This window comes from Streptomyces sp. NPDC021224 (assembly GCF_044332905.1).
In the GTDB taxonomy this organism is placed as follows: Bacteria; Actinomycetota; Actinomycetes; order Streptomycetales; family Streptomycetaceae; genus Actinacidiphila.
This window is the reverse complement of record NZ_JBIRPW010000003.1, coordinates 117,704-133,093: the sequence shown is the minus strand read 5'-3', so window position 1 is coordinate 133,093 and position 15,390 is coordinate 117,704. Positions and strand designations below refer to the sequence as shown.

Genomic DNA, 15,390 nt, shown 5'->3' with positions numbered 1-15,390 from the left:
CATGGGCACCGCGACACGGGTCCCGCAGACCCACGACATGCCCGAGGACGAGCTGTCGGCCGACGAGGCGATGGCCGCGCTGCGCCGCCACGGCCGCCTGCCGCTGGTGCGCGACTCCTTCGTCCGCTTCCGCTACGCCGACGGCTTCAGCCACGCGCGGGCCCTGGCCCTGCAGATCGTGCTGGCGGTGATCCCGCTCGCCATCGCCTTCGTGGGCCTGTCCACGGCGCTGCACGGCGAGAGCCTGGGCCGGGTCGCCGAGCTGACGATCCGCCGGCTGGCCGCGGGCCCCAGCGAGCAGGTCGTGGAGGACGCGCTCGCGCGCAGCCGGGAACACGCGGGCGAAGGCGCCCAGTTCGCCCTGTGGTTCGGCCTACTCTTCGCCTGGGTGAACCTCACCACAGGGATGTGCCAGATCGAACGCGGCGCGAACCGCATCTACGGCATCGAGCGCGACCGCCCCTTCCGCCAGAAGTACACCCGCGGCCTGGTGATGTCGGTGACGGCCGGGGCCCCGCTGGGCCTGGCGACGATCGCCATGGTGGCCGGGAACGACCTCGGCGCCTCCGCGGTGGCCGTCTGGCACGTGGGCGGCGGAACCACCCTGACCGTCTGGAACTGCGTACGCTGGCCCGCGGGTGTCCTGCTCGCGCTGGCGTCCGCGAGCGTGATCTTCCGCGGCTCGCCCCGCCGCCGCCAGCCGGGCTACACCTGGCTGGCGTTCGGGGCGGCGGTCGCCATCGTGCTGTGGGCCGCCCTGACCGCGCTGCTGGCCCTGTACCTGCGGCTCAGCGGCTCCTTCGACACCGTCTACGGGCCGCTGAGCGCCTTCATGGCCCTGCTGCTGTGGTCCTACCTGACGTCGCTCGCCCTGTTCCTGGGACTGTCCTTCGCGGCCCAGCTCGAAGCGGTACGGGCGCTGCGGCCGGGACCCGTCCGATCCGATCCTGGAGCTTGACATGCCCCCGCACGCCTCCCGCACCGGGTCCCCGCCGGCCCTCGACCGCACGCGCCGGGCCGACCGCCGGTACGGCGTCCACCTGCTGGGATCGGCCGCCGGGGCCGCGGTCGCGGCGGTGCTCTTCGGCCTCGTGCTCGTCCTGGTGGAGGCGCACTGGGGCCCGCTGCGGCGCGTGGACACCGGGGCGGCCGACTCGCTGCACCGGTACGCCGTCCGCCACCACGGCTGGACGCGCACGATGGCCTTCGTGTCGAACTGGATCCTCGCCCCCGGCACCCTGCGCACGCTGGTGGGACTGCTCACCCTGTGGCTCCTGCACCGCAGGGCGTGGCGGCTGGCGGCCTGGTCGGCGGTGACCGCGATCGCGGGGGCGCTCACGGGCATGCTCGTGAAAGCGGTCGTCGAACGGACCCGTCCCGCCCTGCCCGACCCGGTGGCGCACGCCCCTGGCTTCTCCTTCCCCTCCGGGCACGCGATGACGGCCACCACGTCCTTCGCGATCTTCCTGCTGGTGCTGCTCCCGCTGGTGCCCCGGGCCGCGCGCGGGCTGTGCTGGCTGGTGTCGGCGCTGGCGGTCGTGGGCGTGGGCTTCACCCGCGTGGCGCTCGGGGTGCACTGGTGCAGCGACGTGATCGGCGGCTGGCTGCTCGGCCTCGCGGTGGTGGCGGCCACGGCCTGGGCCTTCGACGCCTGGCGGTCCGACGTCCACCGGCCCGTCCCCCCGCTCGCCGACGGCCTGGAGCCCGAACTCGACCGGCCCCGCCCCGAACCGACCGCCCGCCCCCACGACACCTGACGCCTGACGCCTGACACGGGACGTGGAGCGGCAGGGCCCGGCACGTTACAGGGCGACGAGGTCGAACTGCTCCCACGTCCCGACCGTCGCGGCACCGGCGATCAGCGGGGAGGCGCCCGCGTTCGCGGCGGTGACGTACTTGCCGTTGGCCTGGGCGCGCAGGCTCACCGAACCGTTGGGGTTCGCGACGACGAGGAAGGTCTCCCAGCCCTGCGCCGTCGCGCGGTTGGCGACGAGCGGCGAGGCGCCCGCGTCGTCGGCGCTGACATACTTGCCGTTGACCTGCGCCCGGAGCGTGACGTTGCCGCCGGAACCGGCGGTCAGGGTGAAGGTCTCCCACCCCTGCACGGCCGTGCGGTTGGCGATCAGGGGCGACGCGCCGCCGTCCTCCGCGGTCACGTAACGGCCGTTGATCCGGGCACGCAGCGCGTACGTGCCCGAGGCCGGACCGCCGCCGACCGTTCCGGGATCGGCGAGCGCGGCCACTTCCGTGCCGCCCAGGAGGAAGCCGCCGACGCCGAAGTCTGCGCTGCTGTCGTACGTGACGGGCTGGCTGGAGTCGGGGCGGTCGCCGACCTTCTGGACGTAGCCGAGGACTCCGTCCGGGTGGACGGCCGTGGCGACCAGCCCGTTCCAGGCGCGCGCGGCGACCGGCAGGTAAGCCGTCCGGTCCAGCAGGCCCGAGGCGACGGCGTAGGCGGTGCCGTAGAGGAAGAAGGCCGTGCCGCTGGTCTCGGGGCCGGGGTAGTGGCTGGGGTCGGCGAGGTTGACGTTCCAGAAGCCGTCGGCGCGCTGGACGGAAGCGACCGCGGTGATCAGCCGGGTGAGGGTCGCCCGGTATTCCGGGACGTCGGCCTGACCGGCGGGCAGCGCCTTGAGGACCTTGGTGTGCGCACCGGCGACCCAGCCGTTGCCGCGCGACCACACCACCGGCTTCCCGGACGGCGAGACGATGCCGCCGGGCAGGAAGTTCTTGTCCCGGTACCAGAGCCCGGTCGCGGCGTCGTAGAGGCCGGGACCGCCCTCGGCGCTCTTGGTGTGGGTGTAGAGCCGGTGCAGCTTGTCGAAGTAGCCGCCGTCCCCGCGCAGCACACCGAGCCGGGCGAACTGCGGCATGGCCATGTGGAGCGCGTCGTCCCACCACCAGTCGTCGTCCTTGTCGACCTGGTTGACGTACGTCATGGTGTGCAGGCAGCTCTCGATCGCCGCGATCTTGCTGTCGGCCGGCGCGAGGTCGTACAGATCCAGATACGCCTGCCCCGCGCACTGGTTGTCCGCGTCACGGGTACCGGTGCCGCCGTTGAGCCCCCAGCCGTGCGTCTGGGCCCAGTTCGTCACGTAGTTCAGATACGTGACGTCGCCGGTGAGCCGGTGGAGCGCCATGAGCCCGCTCATCAGGGTGGAGTCGGCCCACTGGTTGTCACCACCCCCGGCATGCGCGCCGATCCACTGGTCCGCCACACGCCGCAGCACCGCGACGATGTCGGGCCGCGCCGGAAGCGTGGCCGCCGGAGCCGCGGCACCCGCCGCACGCGCGGCCGCCGGTACGCCCACGGTGGGCACTCCGGCCGCGGTGAGCGCGAGCGCGCCGGTCAGGAACGTGCGTCGGTCCATGGCGATGCCTCTCACGAACGGGTGGTGGGGGACGAACCTTCGTGATCGATCACGCGCGCCACACCGCCCATCCCTTATTCACACATGCGAACAAGAGACACCGACATGACTCGCCGCGCCCCGCGACCATAGGACTGGACCAATCCCGGGGTCAATCCCCCGTACCTCACCCTGCCCGCCGTGGGCGGCACAGCCGCCGTTGGGGGGTCTGGTGCAGGGTTGGGTGACAGGTTTGGTCACCCGGCTCCGGGTTCAGCGGGTCGACGTCCCCATTGGAGGCTCAGGATAGTTGGCGCCCCACTCGCGGGCGTGGAACCGGACTCGCACTGGATCTATCCGTTGGGACCACCGCTCCGCAGCAGCGGTGGACTGAGTAGCCACGCGTCCCCACGGGCGTAGAGGGCAGCCGGACGGCCGGTGGGTGGAATTCGTTGTTCCCCGGTGGGGCGCACGAAGCCTTTGGTGTTGAGTACCTTGCGGCGGAAATTGCTCGGGTCGAGGGATTGCCCCCAGACCACCTCGTAGACCGTACGCAGCTCGCTCAACGCGAACGATTCCCCGCAGAAGGCCGTGGCGATGGCGGTGTACTCGAGCTTCCTGCGGACCTCCTCCAAAGCGTCCGCGAGGATATCGGCGTGGTCGAAAGCCAAGTAGTCCGTGGCGCGCAGGAGCTCTGACACTGGAGTCCAGTAGGCGCGTTCGGCATCCGTGCCGCCCACAGGCACGGGAAGGTCAGGCCCCAGGGCGAGGTAGGCGACGGTGACCACGCGCCCTCTCGGGTCGCGTGGCGGATCCCCGTAGGCACCGAGTTGCTCCAGGTGGAGCCGACTGCCGTCGATCCCGGCCTCCTCCCGCAGTTCGCGCAGCGCCCCTGCACGAAGGGTCTCGCCTTTACGGACGTAGCCGCCGGGCAGCGCGGCTCGGCCGAGGTACGGCTCACGCCCGCGATCGATCAGGAGCACCATCAACCGATCGCTCCTGACGGTGAAGATCGCCAGGTCCACGGTCACCCACGACGGCTCCACCTCGGCGGAACCCTCCAGCCGGTCGTTCATCAGATTCCCTAAAGGTCATATTGACTTAAAGATGTCCAGCACTTATGGTCTCATGGACCTTAACCCTGCAAGGTAGGGGCACAGCATGATCACCGCACATGCACTGCCGACCAAGGAATCAGTCGGAGAACCCACGGCCGCAACCCGCCACTTATGCGCGGGCGTGTATGTCGACGAGCGGTTCCGTGACCTCGTGATCGACGAGGTGTGCACTGCCCCGTACCGGAGGGTCGCCCCCTCCTACGGGTTCGACATCGTCCCCGTCATGCGCCACGCCTGGCGGGCCGCGGCGCTGTCCACCGTCCTCCGCTCGGCTCTCGTGGGAGCGGTAGTCGTCCCGGCCCTGACCGGAGCCCTGCCGTGCGCTGTCCTCGTCGGGTGCGGTCTCGCCCTGCTCTGGCTACTACGCGTCACGAGGGTACTGCGGGAAGCCGATCGGGAGCGGCAGCCGAAGAAGACATCGAAGCGCCGCGAGTGGGAACGCGCGATCATCAACAGCGACTTCCTCGGTCTGCTCTTTCCCGGCAAGAAGACCCAGAAGCCACCCATCTTCCGACGGATCCGCGTCGTCGCGCTCTCGGTCGCCGCGACCGGCGCGGCCGTGGCGGTCTCCGATCCGAGCCAGGCGCTGGCGGCCCTGGCCGTCGCCGCTGGCATGGTGGTTTTGTGCCTGGGAGTCGGCGCCGCGAAGCAGTTAATGCTCAATCACATCCACCGAGCGCGGAATCTCCGGCCCGCACGCCTGTCAGGTCGGCAGCGGGCGGCGGACCTCCAGCAGCGTCACGCCTACGCGGTCTACCGCCGCCCCCGCCACAGCGAGGACGACAACGATGATGAGGAGGACCTGACCTTCTTCACCCTCTTCGGGGACACATCGCCCTTCATCGGGGCCGGCGAACTCATCTACCAGTGGAACCCACCAATGGGCATCCAACTGCTGCGCCCGAGCGACGACGACGGCGCAAAGCTCCATGACCTCGAACACCGGGAGCCGCCTTTCCAGACGCACGAGCTGGTCGACCATCTGCGCGAAGCGGTGCGACTACTCGACACCGACAGCCAGGAAGTCCGGCTTCCCACCCAGGTACGCGACCGCGTCTACGTGGCCGAGACCGACGTGGCGGCGGACCCCTCCCTTCTCGCCCAGCCCTTGGACGACGTCCAACTGCGGGCCGTCATCAACACTCCGGGATCCAGGCGGCACCACTTCCTCGAAGTCACGACGCCCATGGCGGGGTCGGAATACGTTGCGACCGTCCTGCTACGCGTCAACGTGCAGGGAAGGACCTTGAGTATCTCCATGGCGGCTTGCGTTCTCGCCCACACGCCGCGCTCCTTCCAGCGGACCGAGGAATTCGGCCAGCACGGCGCCATGGCCGTGGTCTGGTCCGCGTTCCGCGAACTGCGCGCGCTGCCGAGTGAGATTCAGAAGTCGTGGCGGGTCGTCCGGCACCTCGGTGCTTTGGGAAAGGCCGCCGTGCTCCCTCGCGACCTCACCAACGAGCCGAGACGCAACTTGCTGGTAGGAAGCCGGGTGAGCATCAGGGAGACGTCGAGTCAGGCGTGGTCCAAGGTGCAACTGGAGAAGAGCGAGATCCTGGGCCAGATGAAGACGATCGAACTGAGGCTGCTCCGGGCCGCCAGCGACTTCCTGTCCACCAAGGACGTAGACATATCCGAATTCACCAATCGCGCCATGAAGATCATCAACAGCGGGATCTTCAACTTCGGCGACAACAACAGCTTCAACAACAACGCGGTGGGCGATTCTGCCCACGTCGGCGTCGCGGCGAATCAGCCCATGCGCTCCGGCGCACCCAGCGGAGGAGGAAATCAGTGACCGAAAACCGAGGCATCATCAGCAACGGGAACGGCAACCACTTCAGCAACAACGCCATCGGAAAAAACGCCAGGGTTCTCGGGGAGCCCGCCCCTCCTCACATCGGCGCCCCGGCGAGCGGTGGCTCGGGAGAAGCCGAGCCCACGGCCACATGGGACATCGGCGTGGTCACCATTCTCAGCGAAGAATTACGCTCCGTGGTGGACGAGTTGGACCTGCGGCGCCACAGAGAACCTGGCGGCCTCTACTTCTACCGGGGCAGCCTCGACACCCCGGACTCGACCGTCCGTATCGTGGCCACCCAGAGCCAGAGCCCTGGCCAGCGCTCGGCAATGGCCGCCCTGGAGAACCTGCACCACCACTACGCACCGCGGCTGTGGGCCATGGTCGGCGTGGGTGGGGGCATCGACAGCAAGCGTGCCCGCATCGGCAACGTCATTGTCTCCACCGACGTCGTTTACTACGAGCACCGCAAGATCAACCCGCACGGTGACGTCCGGCACCGTGGGGAGCACCGCCAGGCACCGGCGCCGGTCGTCCACGCTGTCAACGCCTTCTTCGCGGAGAACGGAATGCCGGCACACCTGCGCCGCCGACTCCGTTCGCGCGCCAAGGAGGAATTCGATGTCTACCCGGGGCTGATCGGGTCGGGCGAAGCCGTCATCGCGGACGGGAACAGCGAGATCCGGCAGTACCTCAAGACCTACCACGAGAAGGTTCTGGCCGTGGATATGGAAGCCGGGGGGCTAAGCCAGTACTGGCAGGAGCACTCCGTCCGCGGTGCGGAGAACCCCGGCTGGATCGTCATCAGAGGCGTGTCCGACAACGCCGACGAGAACAAGGGCCACGCGCATCACGAACTCGCGGCCCGAAACGCCGCGTACGTTCTGCGGGAGCTCATCCCCTTCATCTGCTCACCGCTTTCCTGACACGAGCGACAACACGCAGTCACAGGAGATGGTTCGCATGACCCCTTTCCTCCTGGGGATAGTCAGTTCACTGGCCGCCAGCGCGATTGCCCTCGGGCTCGGCCTTCTCCGCGGCTCACGTCCGCTGTGGTGGCTGATCGCCGCCTGCTCCTCGTTCACCGGCACCGGACTCCGCCGCGTCTACCGTCGGCAGGCGTCCGCCGAGCGGGACCTCGCACGCGACCTTGAGCGCGCCCGCTGGATCAAGGTCCTCGCGGGGCGCGGAAACGTGCTCACCCGCGAGGCGTTCTCCCCGGTGTGGACCGGGGAGTTGTCACCCGCTTCCGTTCAGGTCCTGCTCCCCGACTCCCGGGCCCGGCAGAACTCCTGGCTCGACCAGCGCTCACACGACGTGCAGCGGTTCGACCCCGGCTACACCCGGACACTGCTCAGAGGCCAGGTGCGAACGAACGTCGACTACCTCACCCGTGTCACGTCCGCACGAGGCAATGTCGAACTCCGCGCATTCAACCTGCCCAACACCTGTCGCGTGATCGCGACGGACCGAGCCGCCTTCCTGACCTTCTACAGCAGCTCCTCGCATGGCAGGAACTCCGCCTGCCTGTACGTCCGGGCACCCGGACTGCTGTACTCCATCGCCCTCCAGCAGTTCGACACTGCCTGGGCCCACAGCTCCCCCGTCCACCCGCTGCCTCGTCCCTGACGTGCTCCTTCGAAGTCAGCGAGCGCAGGGGCAGGCAGGTAACCGACTGGGCGAGAGCGACCTGATCACGGTTCGCCCCCGGGAGGTCGATCAGGCCGGATGCCTGGCGAGGGCTGCTCTCAGCCGATGGCCTGAAGGACGTGAGCGAAGTGTTCGAGGCCGACTGAGCGGCTGGCCTTGATGAGGACGACGTCGCCCGGGGCGAGGAGTGGGGTGAGCGTGGCGAGGAGGGTGTCGGCGTCTTCTGCGGCGGCGGTCACGACGCTCGGGCTGCTGTCGCGGGCTGCTGAAGTGACGGCGGTGATCTCGGGGGAAGTGCCGACCGTGACCAGGGTGTGGATGCCGAGGGCGGCGACGAGGTGGCCGATGGTCTCGTGGGCCTCGATCGCCTTGGGGCCGAGTTCCTTCATCTCGCCGAGGACGGCGACCGTCCGGCGGCCCTGGGCGAGGGAGACGAGGGTTTCCAGGGCGGCGCGGGTGGATTCGGGGTTGGCGTTGAAGGCGTCGTTGATGATCGTGACGCCGTCGGGGCGCTCCAGGATCTCCAGGCGGGCGGCGGAGACAGGGGCCGCGGAGGTCAGGGCTTCGGCAATGGCGGGGGCCGGCATGCCGAGGGCGTGGGCGGTGGCGGCGACCGCGAGGGCGTTGTGGACCTGGTGGGCGCCGAGGAGCTGGAGGGTGACGGGGGCGTTGCCGTCGGGGGTGTGGAGGTGGAAGGCGGCGCGGCCTGCGGTCAGTTCGATGCCGGTGGCACGGACGGTGGCCTGCTCGCTCGTGCCGTAGTACGTGACCGCCGCCTTCGTGCGGTCGGCCATCGCCGCGACCAGGTCGTCATCGGCGTTGAGGATCGCCACACCGCCCTCGGAGGCGGGCGGGAGGGCCTGGACGAGTTCGCTCTTGGCCTCGGCGATGGCCTCACGGCTGCCGAACTCGCCGACATGCGCGGAGCCGACGTTCAGAACGATGCCGAGGGCGGGCGGGGTCAGGGTCGCGAGGTAGGCGATGTCGCCGACATGCCGGGCACCCATCTCCAGCACCAGGTAGCGGGTGTCCTCGTCGGCGGACAGGACGGTGAGGGGCAGGCCGATCTCCGTGTTGAAGCTGCCGGGCGTCGCGACCGTCCGGCCGTGGCGGGACAGCACCTGGGCGAGCAGGTCCTTCGTCGTGGTCTTGCCCGCCGAGCCCGTCAGCGCGACGACCTGCGCCCCCGTACGCGTCAGGGCGTACTGCGCAAGCCGCCCGAGCGCTACCGTCACGTCCGGGACCACGACCGCGGGCACACCCACCGGCCGGGACGCCAGGACGCAGACCGCTCCCCCGGCCACCGCCTGCTCGACGAAGTCGTGGCCGTCCACCCGCGCGCCCGTCACCGCGACGAACATCCCGCCCGGCCCGACCTGCCGCGAGTCGCTGCCGCTCGGGCCCGTGACACGGACCCGCTCCGGATCGGGCGCGTCATGGACGGTGCCCCCGGTGGCTTCGGCGATCTCGGCGAGCGTCAGTGTGATCACGGGCAGGGCCTTTCTCAGTGCATCGGCGGGAAGGTGATCGCGCGGCCGTCCGCCGTGCTCCCCCTGTGCCGTGGGCCAACGGCACAGGGGCGCGTCGTGGAGGTGTGCACGGGGGCGGGCTCCCTGGGGCGCGTCGGGCGGCGGTCTCCCCCACCTCCGTCGCGGCGCCGCGCGCGGGAGTGGGCCGGGGGTCATCGTACGGTCGGCGCGTCAGCGCCTCGTGGAGGATCGCCCGCACAACATCCACATGGCGGCGAGGACGTCACCGCCTGCGACCTGCCGGATCTCCCCTTCTGACGCACGCCGTCGTTTCGGCGTCCGCTGCGGTGCGGCGGTTCGCCGTGCGGGCTCAGGAACGCAGCGGGCTCCTCCCACCTCGTGGTGGGAGGAGCCCGGGCGTGGTCCTGCGGTCAGTGGGCGGTGCCGGCCGACCAGTAGGTGGAGTTGCCGTCGGGGGAGCTGACGGTCACGTTGCCGTTCGGGTGGATCACCAGTACGGCACCGGGGTGTCCGGCGGTGTTGCTGGCCCACAGCGCGTGCCCGGAGGCGTCGTAGACCACGAGATTGCCGTCGTGCTGGATGGCGACGGTGTGGCCGGAGCCAGGCGTGTGGGACGACCAGCGCACGCCGCCGCCGGGGCCGATGATCACCAGGTTGCCGTCCGCGTCCATCGCGACCTTCGTGCCGTCCCGGTTGGTCACGGACTGGCCCGACCCCATGGACGAGCCCGAGGCGATGGCCGTCGCGTAGACCACCGCGGGCTTCGGAGCCGGCGCGGGATCGCTCTTCGGCTTCTCCTGCGCGGGGTTGGCGGATTTCGCCGGTGTGGCCGGCTTGGCGGGCGTCGCAGGCTTGGCAGGCGTCGCCGGTGTCGAGGGCTTCGACGGGGTGGCCGGGGTGGCCGGGGTGACGGGCTTGGCCGGGGTTGCGGGCTGCGAGACGGCCGGCTTCGAAGAGGTGACCTCAGGCGTGGTGTCCTTGGCGGTGGTGCGGGCCACCGGAGTGCTGGTGGACGACTTCGGGGTCGACGTCTTCGCAGGAGCGGCCGGGGTCACCGGGGTGGTCGGCGTCGCCTTCTGCGGAGTGGCCGATGTGCCCTTGAACGCGATGACCGGGTACTTCCGCGCGTCCTTCCCGTCCTTGGACTCCTTCGCGTCCTTCGTGTCCTTCGTGTCCGCGGGGTCGTCAGAAGGCGTGCCGTGCGGCGTCTTCGTCGTGCCCTTGTCCGACGCGGCCGGGCCCGACGAGGGGGGCGGCGGGGACGACGGAAGGGTGCCCTGCAGGCCCGGGACGAGCGGGGTGCCGTCGGCTCCGACGAGCGTGGGCAGCACGAGGGTGTCCTCGGGGTTGCCGGGGGGCGGCACGGCCGTCAGGTCGCCCGGCGTGGCACCCGGCGTGGGCCCGGCGGCGAAGGGGCCCGCGGTGCCCGTCTCCGTGCCGGGTACGACGGCCGTACCGTTCTGGGGCGCGACGGCCTGGCCGGAGGTCGACGGACTCGGGGTGCCACTGGTGCCGGGCTGCGTGAGCGAGCCGGAACGGGAGCCGTCCGAACCGTGCCGGGCCGGGGCGGGCATCTGGCTCGAGTAGCCGTCCGGTCCGTCGGCGGAGGTGTGGCCCTGGTGGGCCGTGTCCCCGCCGAGAGAGGCGAGCGGCTGCGGGCTGTTGGCGCCTTCGAGGGTCGTGGTGTCACGGTCGTTGCCGTGCACGAACGGGAGGGTGACCAGGACCGCTCCGGCGACCGCGGCCGCCGTCATCAGCGGCCAGCGGCCGACCTTGGCCGCCCGGGCGGCGATGCGGTGCCTGCGTTCCGCGCCGCCCTCGGACACGCCCTCGACCGTGGCGACACCCGCGAGGCTGCCGGTGAGGACGGCCTCCGCCGCGGCCTCGGCCTGCGGGTCCGCGGCGGCAGCGGCCTGCCGGCCCCGGCTGTCCCGGCGCGGCAGCCGGCCGGCGACCGGTCCGCTCTCCCGCACGCCGGTCACGGGGGCCGCGGTGGCCGGTCCCGCGGCGGCGACGAGCTGGGCCGCCGCGATCGCGGCCGACGCGGCGGTACCGCCGGTGTCGGTCTCGTCCAGGGGCAGAGCCAGCGCCCGCCGTATGCGCGGCGGTGCGGCCGGGCCGCCTGTCCCCGCCGTCGGCGGGTGTCCGCCCGCCGGGTGGTCGAGGGCCATCCGTCCTCCTCGGTCGTCTGGGGTGATGAGGCGTGTCGTCAGGGCCCGGCGGCGGGGCGACCGCCGTCGGGGTGCGGGTCGGGGGTGAGCAGGCCCAGTACGCCGGTGCAGCGTCCGGGCAGCCGGGCAGGGTCGAGCGGACCGGCCACGGTTCCCTCGGCGCGGGCGCGTGACCGCAGCCGGTCGAGGGCCGTCGCGTCGGCCGCGTCCAGGACGCCGGGGACGGCCGCGGGGGCGGTCTCGGACAGTTCGCGCAGCAGAACGACGGCCGCTCCGTCCAGGTCGTCGACGGCCAGCAGCCGCAGACGCGTCCCGGGGGCGAACAGCACCTCGTCGGCGGGTGCGGGCCCCGCGGCCTCGGCGCCAGCGCCGCCCAGCAGCGAGCCGGCCCGGCGGCCCGTCATCGACCACACGAGGTAGCGGTCACCGGCCACCGCCGGGCCGCCCCGCTCCACGGCGAGTCCGCTGACCGGCAGCACGTCGCCCAACTCCTCGCCGGGCAGCAGGAGCCGGGCCGTCCCGGCGATCCCGGGCGCACCCGCGGGGCGCACCACGGCGCCCCGGTAGGAGGGCAGTCGGCGCAGCGCGGCGGCCACGCACGCGAGCACCGGGACCAGGGCGCGGTCGCCGGAGACGGCGGCCGCGCGCAGCCCCTCGTACGACCAGGGCGCACTCTGGTCCACGTTCATGTAGGCGTGCAGCAGCGCCAGTTCGGCGGTGGCGTCCTCCGACTCGGCGACGGAGCCGCCACGCAGGACGGGGACCTGGGTCATGGCCCGCGTCACCGCCGCGCTGTGGCCGTCCCAGGTGGCGCCCAGCAACGCCCGGACCAGGTTGCGTTCGGCTTCGGTGCTGCGCCGGGACGGCAGGACGAGGGCGCGTCCCGCGATCACCGGCGCACCGGGGGCGGCGGGGGTGCCGGGGGCGGCGGACGGTTGCGCCGCGGCGGACGGCTCGGGGGCGGACGGCTCCGGGGCGGTCGGCGGGAGGGACGCGGCGGGTGCCTCCGGGCTCACGGGTACCGACGAGGTCACGGGTGTCTCCAGGGCGGCGGGCCTCTCCAAGGCGGCAGGGGCCACCGCCGCGCCGGAGGCCTCGGGAGTGACCGCCTCCCCCGATCCGTCAGATCCTGGCGCCTCGCCGGACGCGGACGCTCCCGGCGGCTGCGGCGGGACGGCCGGGGACGCGAGGGGAGACGTACCGCCGGTACCGCCCTCGGTGGCCAGCCGCAGCGGGGGGTGCACGGGCGACTCCTCGGCTCGGCCGTCGCTCTCGCCCGCGGGCGGTTCGGACGCCTGCGCGGGCCGGGAGGCGTGGTCGCCGCCCGCTGCTCCGGGCCGGTTCGCGCTCCCCGAGGTGAGGCCGGGGAATCCCCGCAGGCGCGGCCTCGCGGGCGCGGCGCCCGCCGAGGACGACCCGCCCGACGACAGCGCCCCCGTCCTCCCCCCTGCCGCACGGGGCGCCCCCGCGTCACTGTCCGCGGCGGCCGCTCGCTCGGGCGCACCCGTCGAAGCAGCGTCCGGGGACGGCGTCTCCTCCACCGGGGAGCCGACGGAGCGCACCCTCCCGGACGCGGCGGAGGCGGGGGTCCGGCCGTCCGACGACGTTGTCATCCCTGCGGCGGCCGGTGTCTCCTCCACGGACGGCACCACCCGAAGTGCCGTGCGGTCCGGCGCCGTTGGCGCGGCCTCGTGGGTCCCGGTCGGTGCGGCGCTCCCGTGCTCGGCCGGGCCGGCACCGCCCGCGCCGGTACCCGCGGCAGCCGTACGGCCCGCGCCCGGCGCGGGCGGTCCCTCGACGGAGCGAGCCGACGCGCCCTCGATCGGCACGCCCGGCGCCGCGGCACCCGAAGCCCTGCCGGAGGGGACCACCGCGTCCGAACCCTCACCGGCGTGCGCCGCCGCCCCCGCCGCGGGAACGGGCACGGCCGGGCGTGACGGATCCGGCACCGACCGGACCTGGACGGGCGGGGCGGCGGCGGCAGCACCCGTCACCGCGGAGGTCGGCGCAGCAGCGGAGGGCGCCGCGGGGGCTGGTGCCGCAGCGGACGGCGCCGCGAGGGCTGGTGCCGCAGCGGACTGCGCCGCGGGGGCTGGTGCCGCAGCGGACGGCGCCGGGCCCGGAGCCGCGTCCGGCAGGAGGGGGCGCCAGCCGCGCGCGGCGACCGCCAGCCCGTGCTGGACGGCGAGTCTGCGCACCGCCCGGTGCGTCGCCGCCGACGCCTCCCCGTGGAGCTGGATCATCGTCCGGTCCCGGACGTCGTCCTGGAGCGCGCCGAAGAGCCGTTGCAGCGGCACCCAGAGCGTGGCGTCGTCGAGGGTGAGATCCGGGTGGCCGAGATCGATGGCCATCACGTCGGGTTCGACGGGCCGCGCCGCGGCGCTCTCCGGCAGACGCGCGTCGCCGGGACCGACCCACAGGCCGGCCCGGGTGACGGCCACCTGCCAGCGGCGGTCGAGCAGGAGGTGGCCGGGCTCCGCGCCCGGGCGCAGGCCGCCGATCGGGGGGCGCCAGTCGGCCAGTCGGGGCCGTGTCCCGGCGGGGAGGCAGGTGACCGTTTCGACGTAGGGGCGCCAGGAAGGGTTGCCGTGCTCGTCCAGCATCACGATGCGGCTGGCCGGGTTGCGGGCGGGGTGGTCCCAGGGCGAGCCCCCGGCGTTGTGCGTGGCGTCGTCGAGGAGGACGGGGACACCGCTGGCGACGCGGAGTTCGGTGCCGAGCAGGTCGGCGGCCTGCTGAGCGGCGGGCAGCAGGTCGTGGCCGTCGCCGGGAAGCAGCCGGACGGTGCCTCGTACGGAGGCGGGCAGGGCGGCGACGATGTCGGCGAGGGCGTCGGCGGGCACGGGTACGGAACCGGGGGCGCCGACGAGGACGACGGGGTGCGCGGGGTCGGCCGGCAGGGCGTAGCGGACGGCGTCGGCGCCCTCGGCGGGCCCGTCCGCCGGCAGCACCAGCAGGCCGGCGGGTATGTGGTGCACCACGCAGCCCTCGGCGGTGTCGGCCGCGATCCGGTCCAGCGCGGCCTGCCAGCCGGGCTGGGGGTGCCGGGCGCCGAGCCGCCGGGGCAGCAGCCCGCGGGAGAAGTGCCACCAGGCGCCGGGCGTGCCGGGGACGTCAGGAGCGAAGAGACCGCCGCCGGGGACGACCATCGCGGCTCCGGCGGGTGCGACCACCTCGAACGGCCAGCGTTCGGACAGGCGGCGGGCCGGTGCGGGCCGGCCGGGCAGTTCCGCGGCGCCGCCGGTCATCACCAGCCGGATCTCGGTGACGCCGGACGCCTCGCAGGCGTCGAGCGCCGGGGCGAGGCCGTCGCAGAGGGCGTCGGGGTCGTCGAAGCCGGCACCGACGAGCACGGTGGCCCGGCCGGTGGCGGGCGCGCCGAGCACCTCCCGTGCGGACGCCGCGAGATGCTCGGGCAGTGGGCCGGGGCCGTGCACGACGTAGACTCCGTCGCCGCCGGTGACCCGCAGACCTCCGGACTCGGCGTGCCTGGTGGTGCGGGGACTCACCGGCGGCTCCCGTCCGGGCCGGCGCCGTCCGGGGCCGCCCCGTGGACCACCCCGTTCTCTCGCCGGAGAACGCTGCTCGTCGTCACCCGGGAAAAGATACCGGGTCCGCCACCGGATCATCGGACAAAAGGCCCTTCCGGCACGGCAATTGACCAGATCGCATTCCCGAATACGCCCGTAATTCACCTGGCGGCGGGCGGCCCCCGGATACGAAGGGGGAACGATAGGCTGGCGATTCCGCGGCCGTGACGGTCGCGGCCCGGAACACCGCGTCGCTCCGGGCCGCTGGACCACCCGGCCA

At 72.8% G+C, this 15,390-nt stretch carries 10 protein-coding genes; 5 read left to right on the top strand and 5 right to left on the bottom strand.

Going from position 1 to position 15,390, the window contains the following annotated elements:
* Window position 1 precedes the first annotated feature (1 nt).
* Entirely contained in the window at window positions 2-958 is a 957-nt protein-coding gene (locus ACH4PY_RS09125; RefSeq protein ID WP_398177876.1) for a YihY/virulence factor BrkB family protein, read from the top strand.
* 1 nt (window position 959) lies between these two features.
* On the top strand, window positions 960-1,757 hold the full coding sequence (locus ACH4PY_RS09120; protein WP_398177873.1) for a phosphatase PAP2 family protein: 798 nt from the start codon (window positions 960-962) through the stop codon (window positions 1,755-1,757).
* 45 nt (window positions 1,758-1,802) lie between these two features.
* On the opposite strand, the gene ACH4PY_RS09115 is transcribed toward ACH4PY_RS09120, so the two are convergent.
* Entirely contained in the window at window positions 1,803-3,371 is a 1,569-nt protein-coding gene (locus ACH4PY_RS09115) for a glycoside hydrolase family 88 protein (protein WP_398177871.1), read from the bottom strand.
* A 332-nt stretch (window positions 3,372-3,703) separates the two neighbouring features.
* Entirely contained in the window at window positions 3,704-4,426 is a 723-nt protein-coding gene (locus ACH4PY_RS09110) for an NUDIX hydrolase (protein ID WP_398177868.1), read from the bottom strand.
* 85 nt (window positions 4,427-4,511) lie between these two features.
* Between ACH4PY_RS09110 and ACH4PY_RS09105 the strand changes: the two genes are divergently transcribed.
* The 3 genes from ACH4PY_RS09105 to ACH4PY_RS09095 are packed head-to-tail and all read left to right on the top strand — an operon-like array spanning window position 4,512 to window position 7,898.
* On the top strand, window positions 4,512-6,266 hold the full coding sequence (locus ACH4PY_RS09105; protein ID WP_398177865.1) for a hypothetical protein: 1,755 nt from the start codon (window positions 4,512-4,514) through the stop codon (window positions 6,264-6,266).
* On the top strand, window positions 6,263-7,195 hold the full coding sequence (locus tag ACH4PY_RS09100) for a hypothetical protein (protein WP_398177863.1): 933 nt from the start codon (window positions 6,263-6,265) through the stop codon (window positions 7,193-7,195). The genes ACH4PY_RS09105 and ACH4PY_RS09100 overlap by 4 nt, the downstream gene beginning before the upstream one ends.
* Before the next feature lie 37 nt (window positions 7,196-7,232).
* Window positions 7,233-7,898, top strand: a complete 666-nt coding sequence (locus ACH4PY_RS09095; protein WP_398177860.1) for a hypothetical protein — start codon at window positions 7,233-7,235, stop codon at window positions 7,896-7,898.
* Window positions 7,899-8,017: 119 nt separating this feature from the next.
* Here ACH4PY_RS09095 and murF read toward each other — a convergent pair whose 3' ends face one another.
* The 3 genes from murF to ACH4PY_RS09080 all read right to left on the bottom strand — a co-directional run bounded on the left by murF (window position 8,018) and on the right by ACH4PY_RS09080 (window position 15,089).
* Window positions 8,018-9,409, bottom strand: coding sequence for a UDP-N-acetylmuramoyl-tripeptide--D-alanyl-D-alanine ligase (gene murF, locus ACH4PY_RS09090; protein ID WP_398177857.1), 1,392 nt, complete (start codon window positions 9,407-9,409; stop codon window positions 8,018-8,020).
* Between the two features lie 410 nt (window positions 9,410-9,819).
* Entirely contained in the window at window positions 9,820-11,580 is a 1,761-nt protein-coding gene (locus ACH4PY_RS09085) for a hypothetical protein (protein ID WP_398177854.1), read from the bottom strand.
* A 38-nt stretch (window positions 11,581-11,618) separates the two neighbouring features.
* On the bottom strand, window positions 11,619-15,089 hold the full coding sequence (locus ACH4PY_RS09080) for a hypothetical protein (RefSeq protein WP_398177851.1): 3,471 nt from the start codon (window positions 15,087-15,089) through the stop codon (window positions 11,619-11,621).
* Window positions 15,090-15,390 lie beyond the last annotated feature (301 nt).

Excerpts from the sequence above, each read along its gene's own strand:
- ACH4PY_RS09125 (WP_398177876.1), top strand. The coding sequence starts at position 2 with ATGGGCACCGCGACACGGGTCCCGCAGACCCACGACATGCCCGAGGAC.
- ACH4PY_RS09120 (WP_398177873.1), top strand. The coding sequence starts at position 960 with ATGCCCCCGCACGCCTCCCGCACCGGGTCCCCGCCGGCCCTCGACCGC.
- ACH4PY_RS09115 (WP_398177871.1), bottom strand. The coding sequence starts at position 3,371 with ATGGACCGACGCACGTTCCTGACCGGCGCGCTCGCGCTCACCGCGGCC.
- ACH4PY_RS09110 (WP_398177868.1), bottom strand. The coding sequence starts at position 4,426 with ATGAACGACCGGCTGGAGGGTTCCGCCGAGGTGGAGCCGTCGTGGGTG.
- ACH4PY_RS09105 (WP_398177865.1), top strand. The coding sequence starts at position 4,512 with ATGATCACCGCACATGCACTGCCGACCAAGGAATCAGTCGGAGAACCC.
- ACH4PY_RS09095 (WP_398177860.1), top strand. The coding sequence starts at position 7,233 with ATGACCCCTTTCCTCCTGGGGATAGTCAGTTCACTGGCCGCCAGCGCG.
- ACH4PY_RS09085 (WP_398177854.1), bottom strand. The coding sequence starts at position 11,580 with ATGGCCCTCGACCACCCGGCGGGCGGACACCCGCCGACGGCGGGGACA.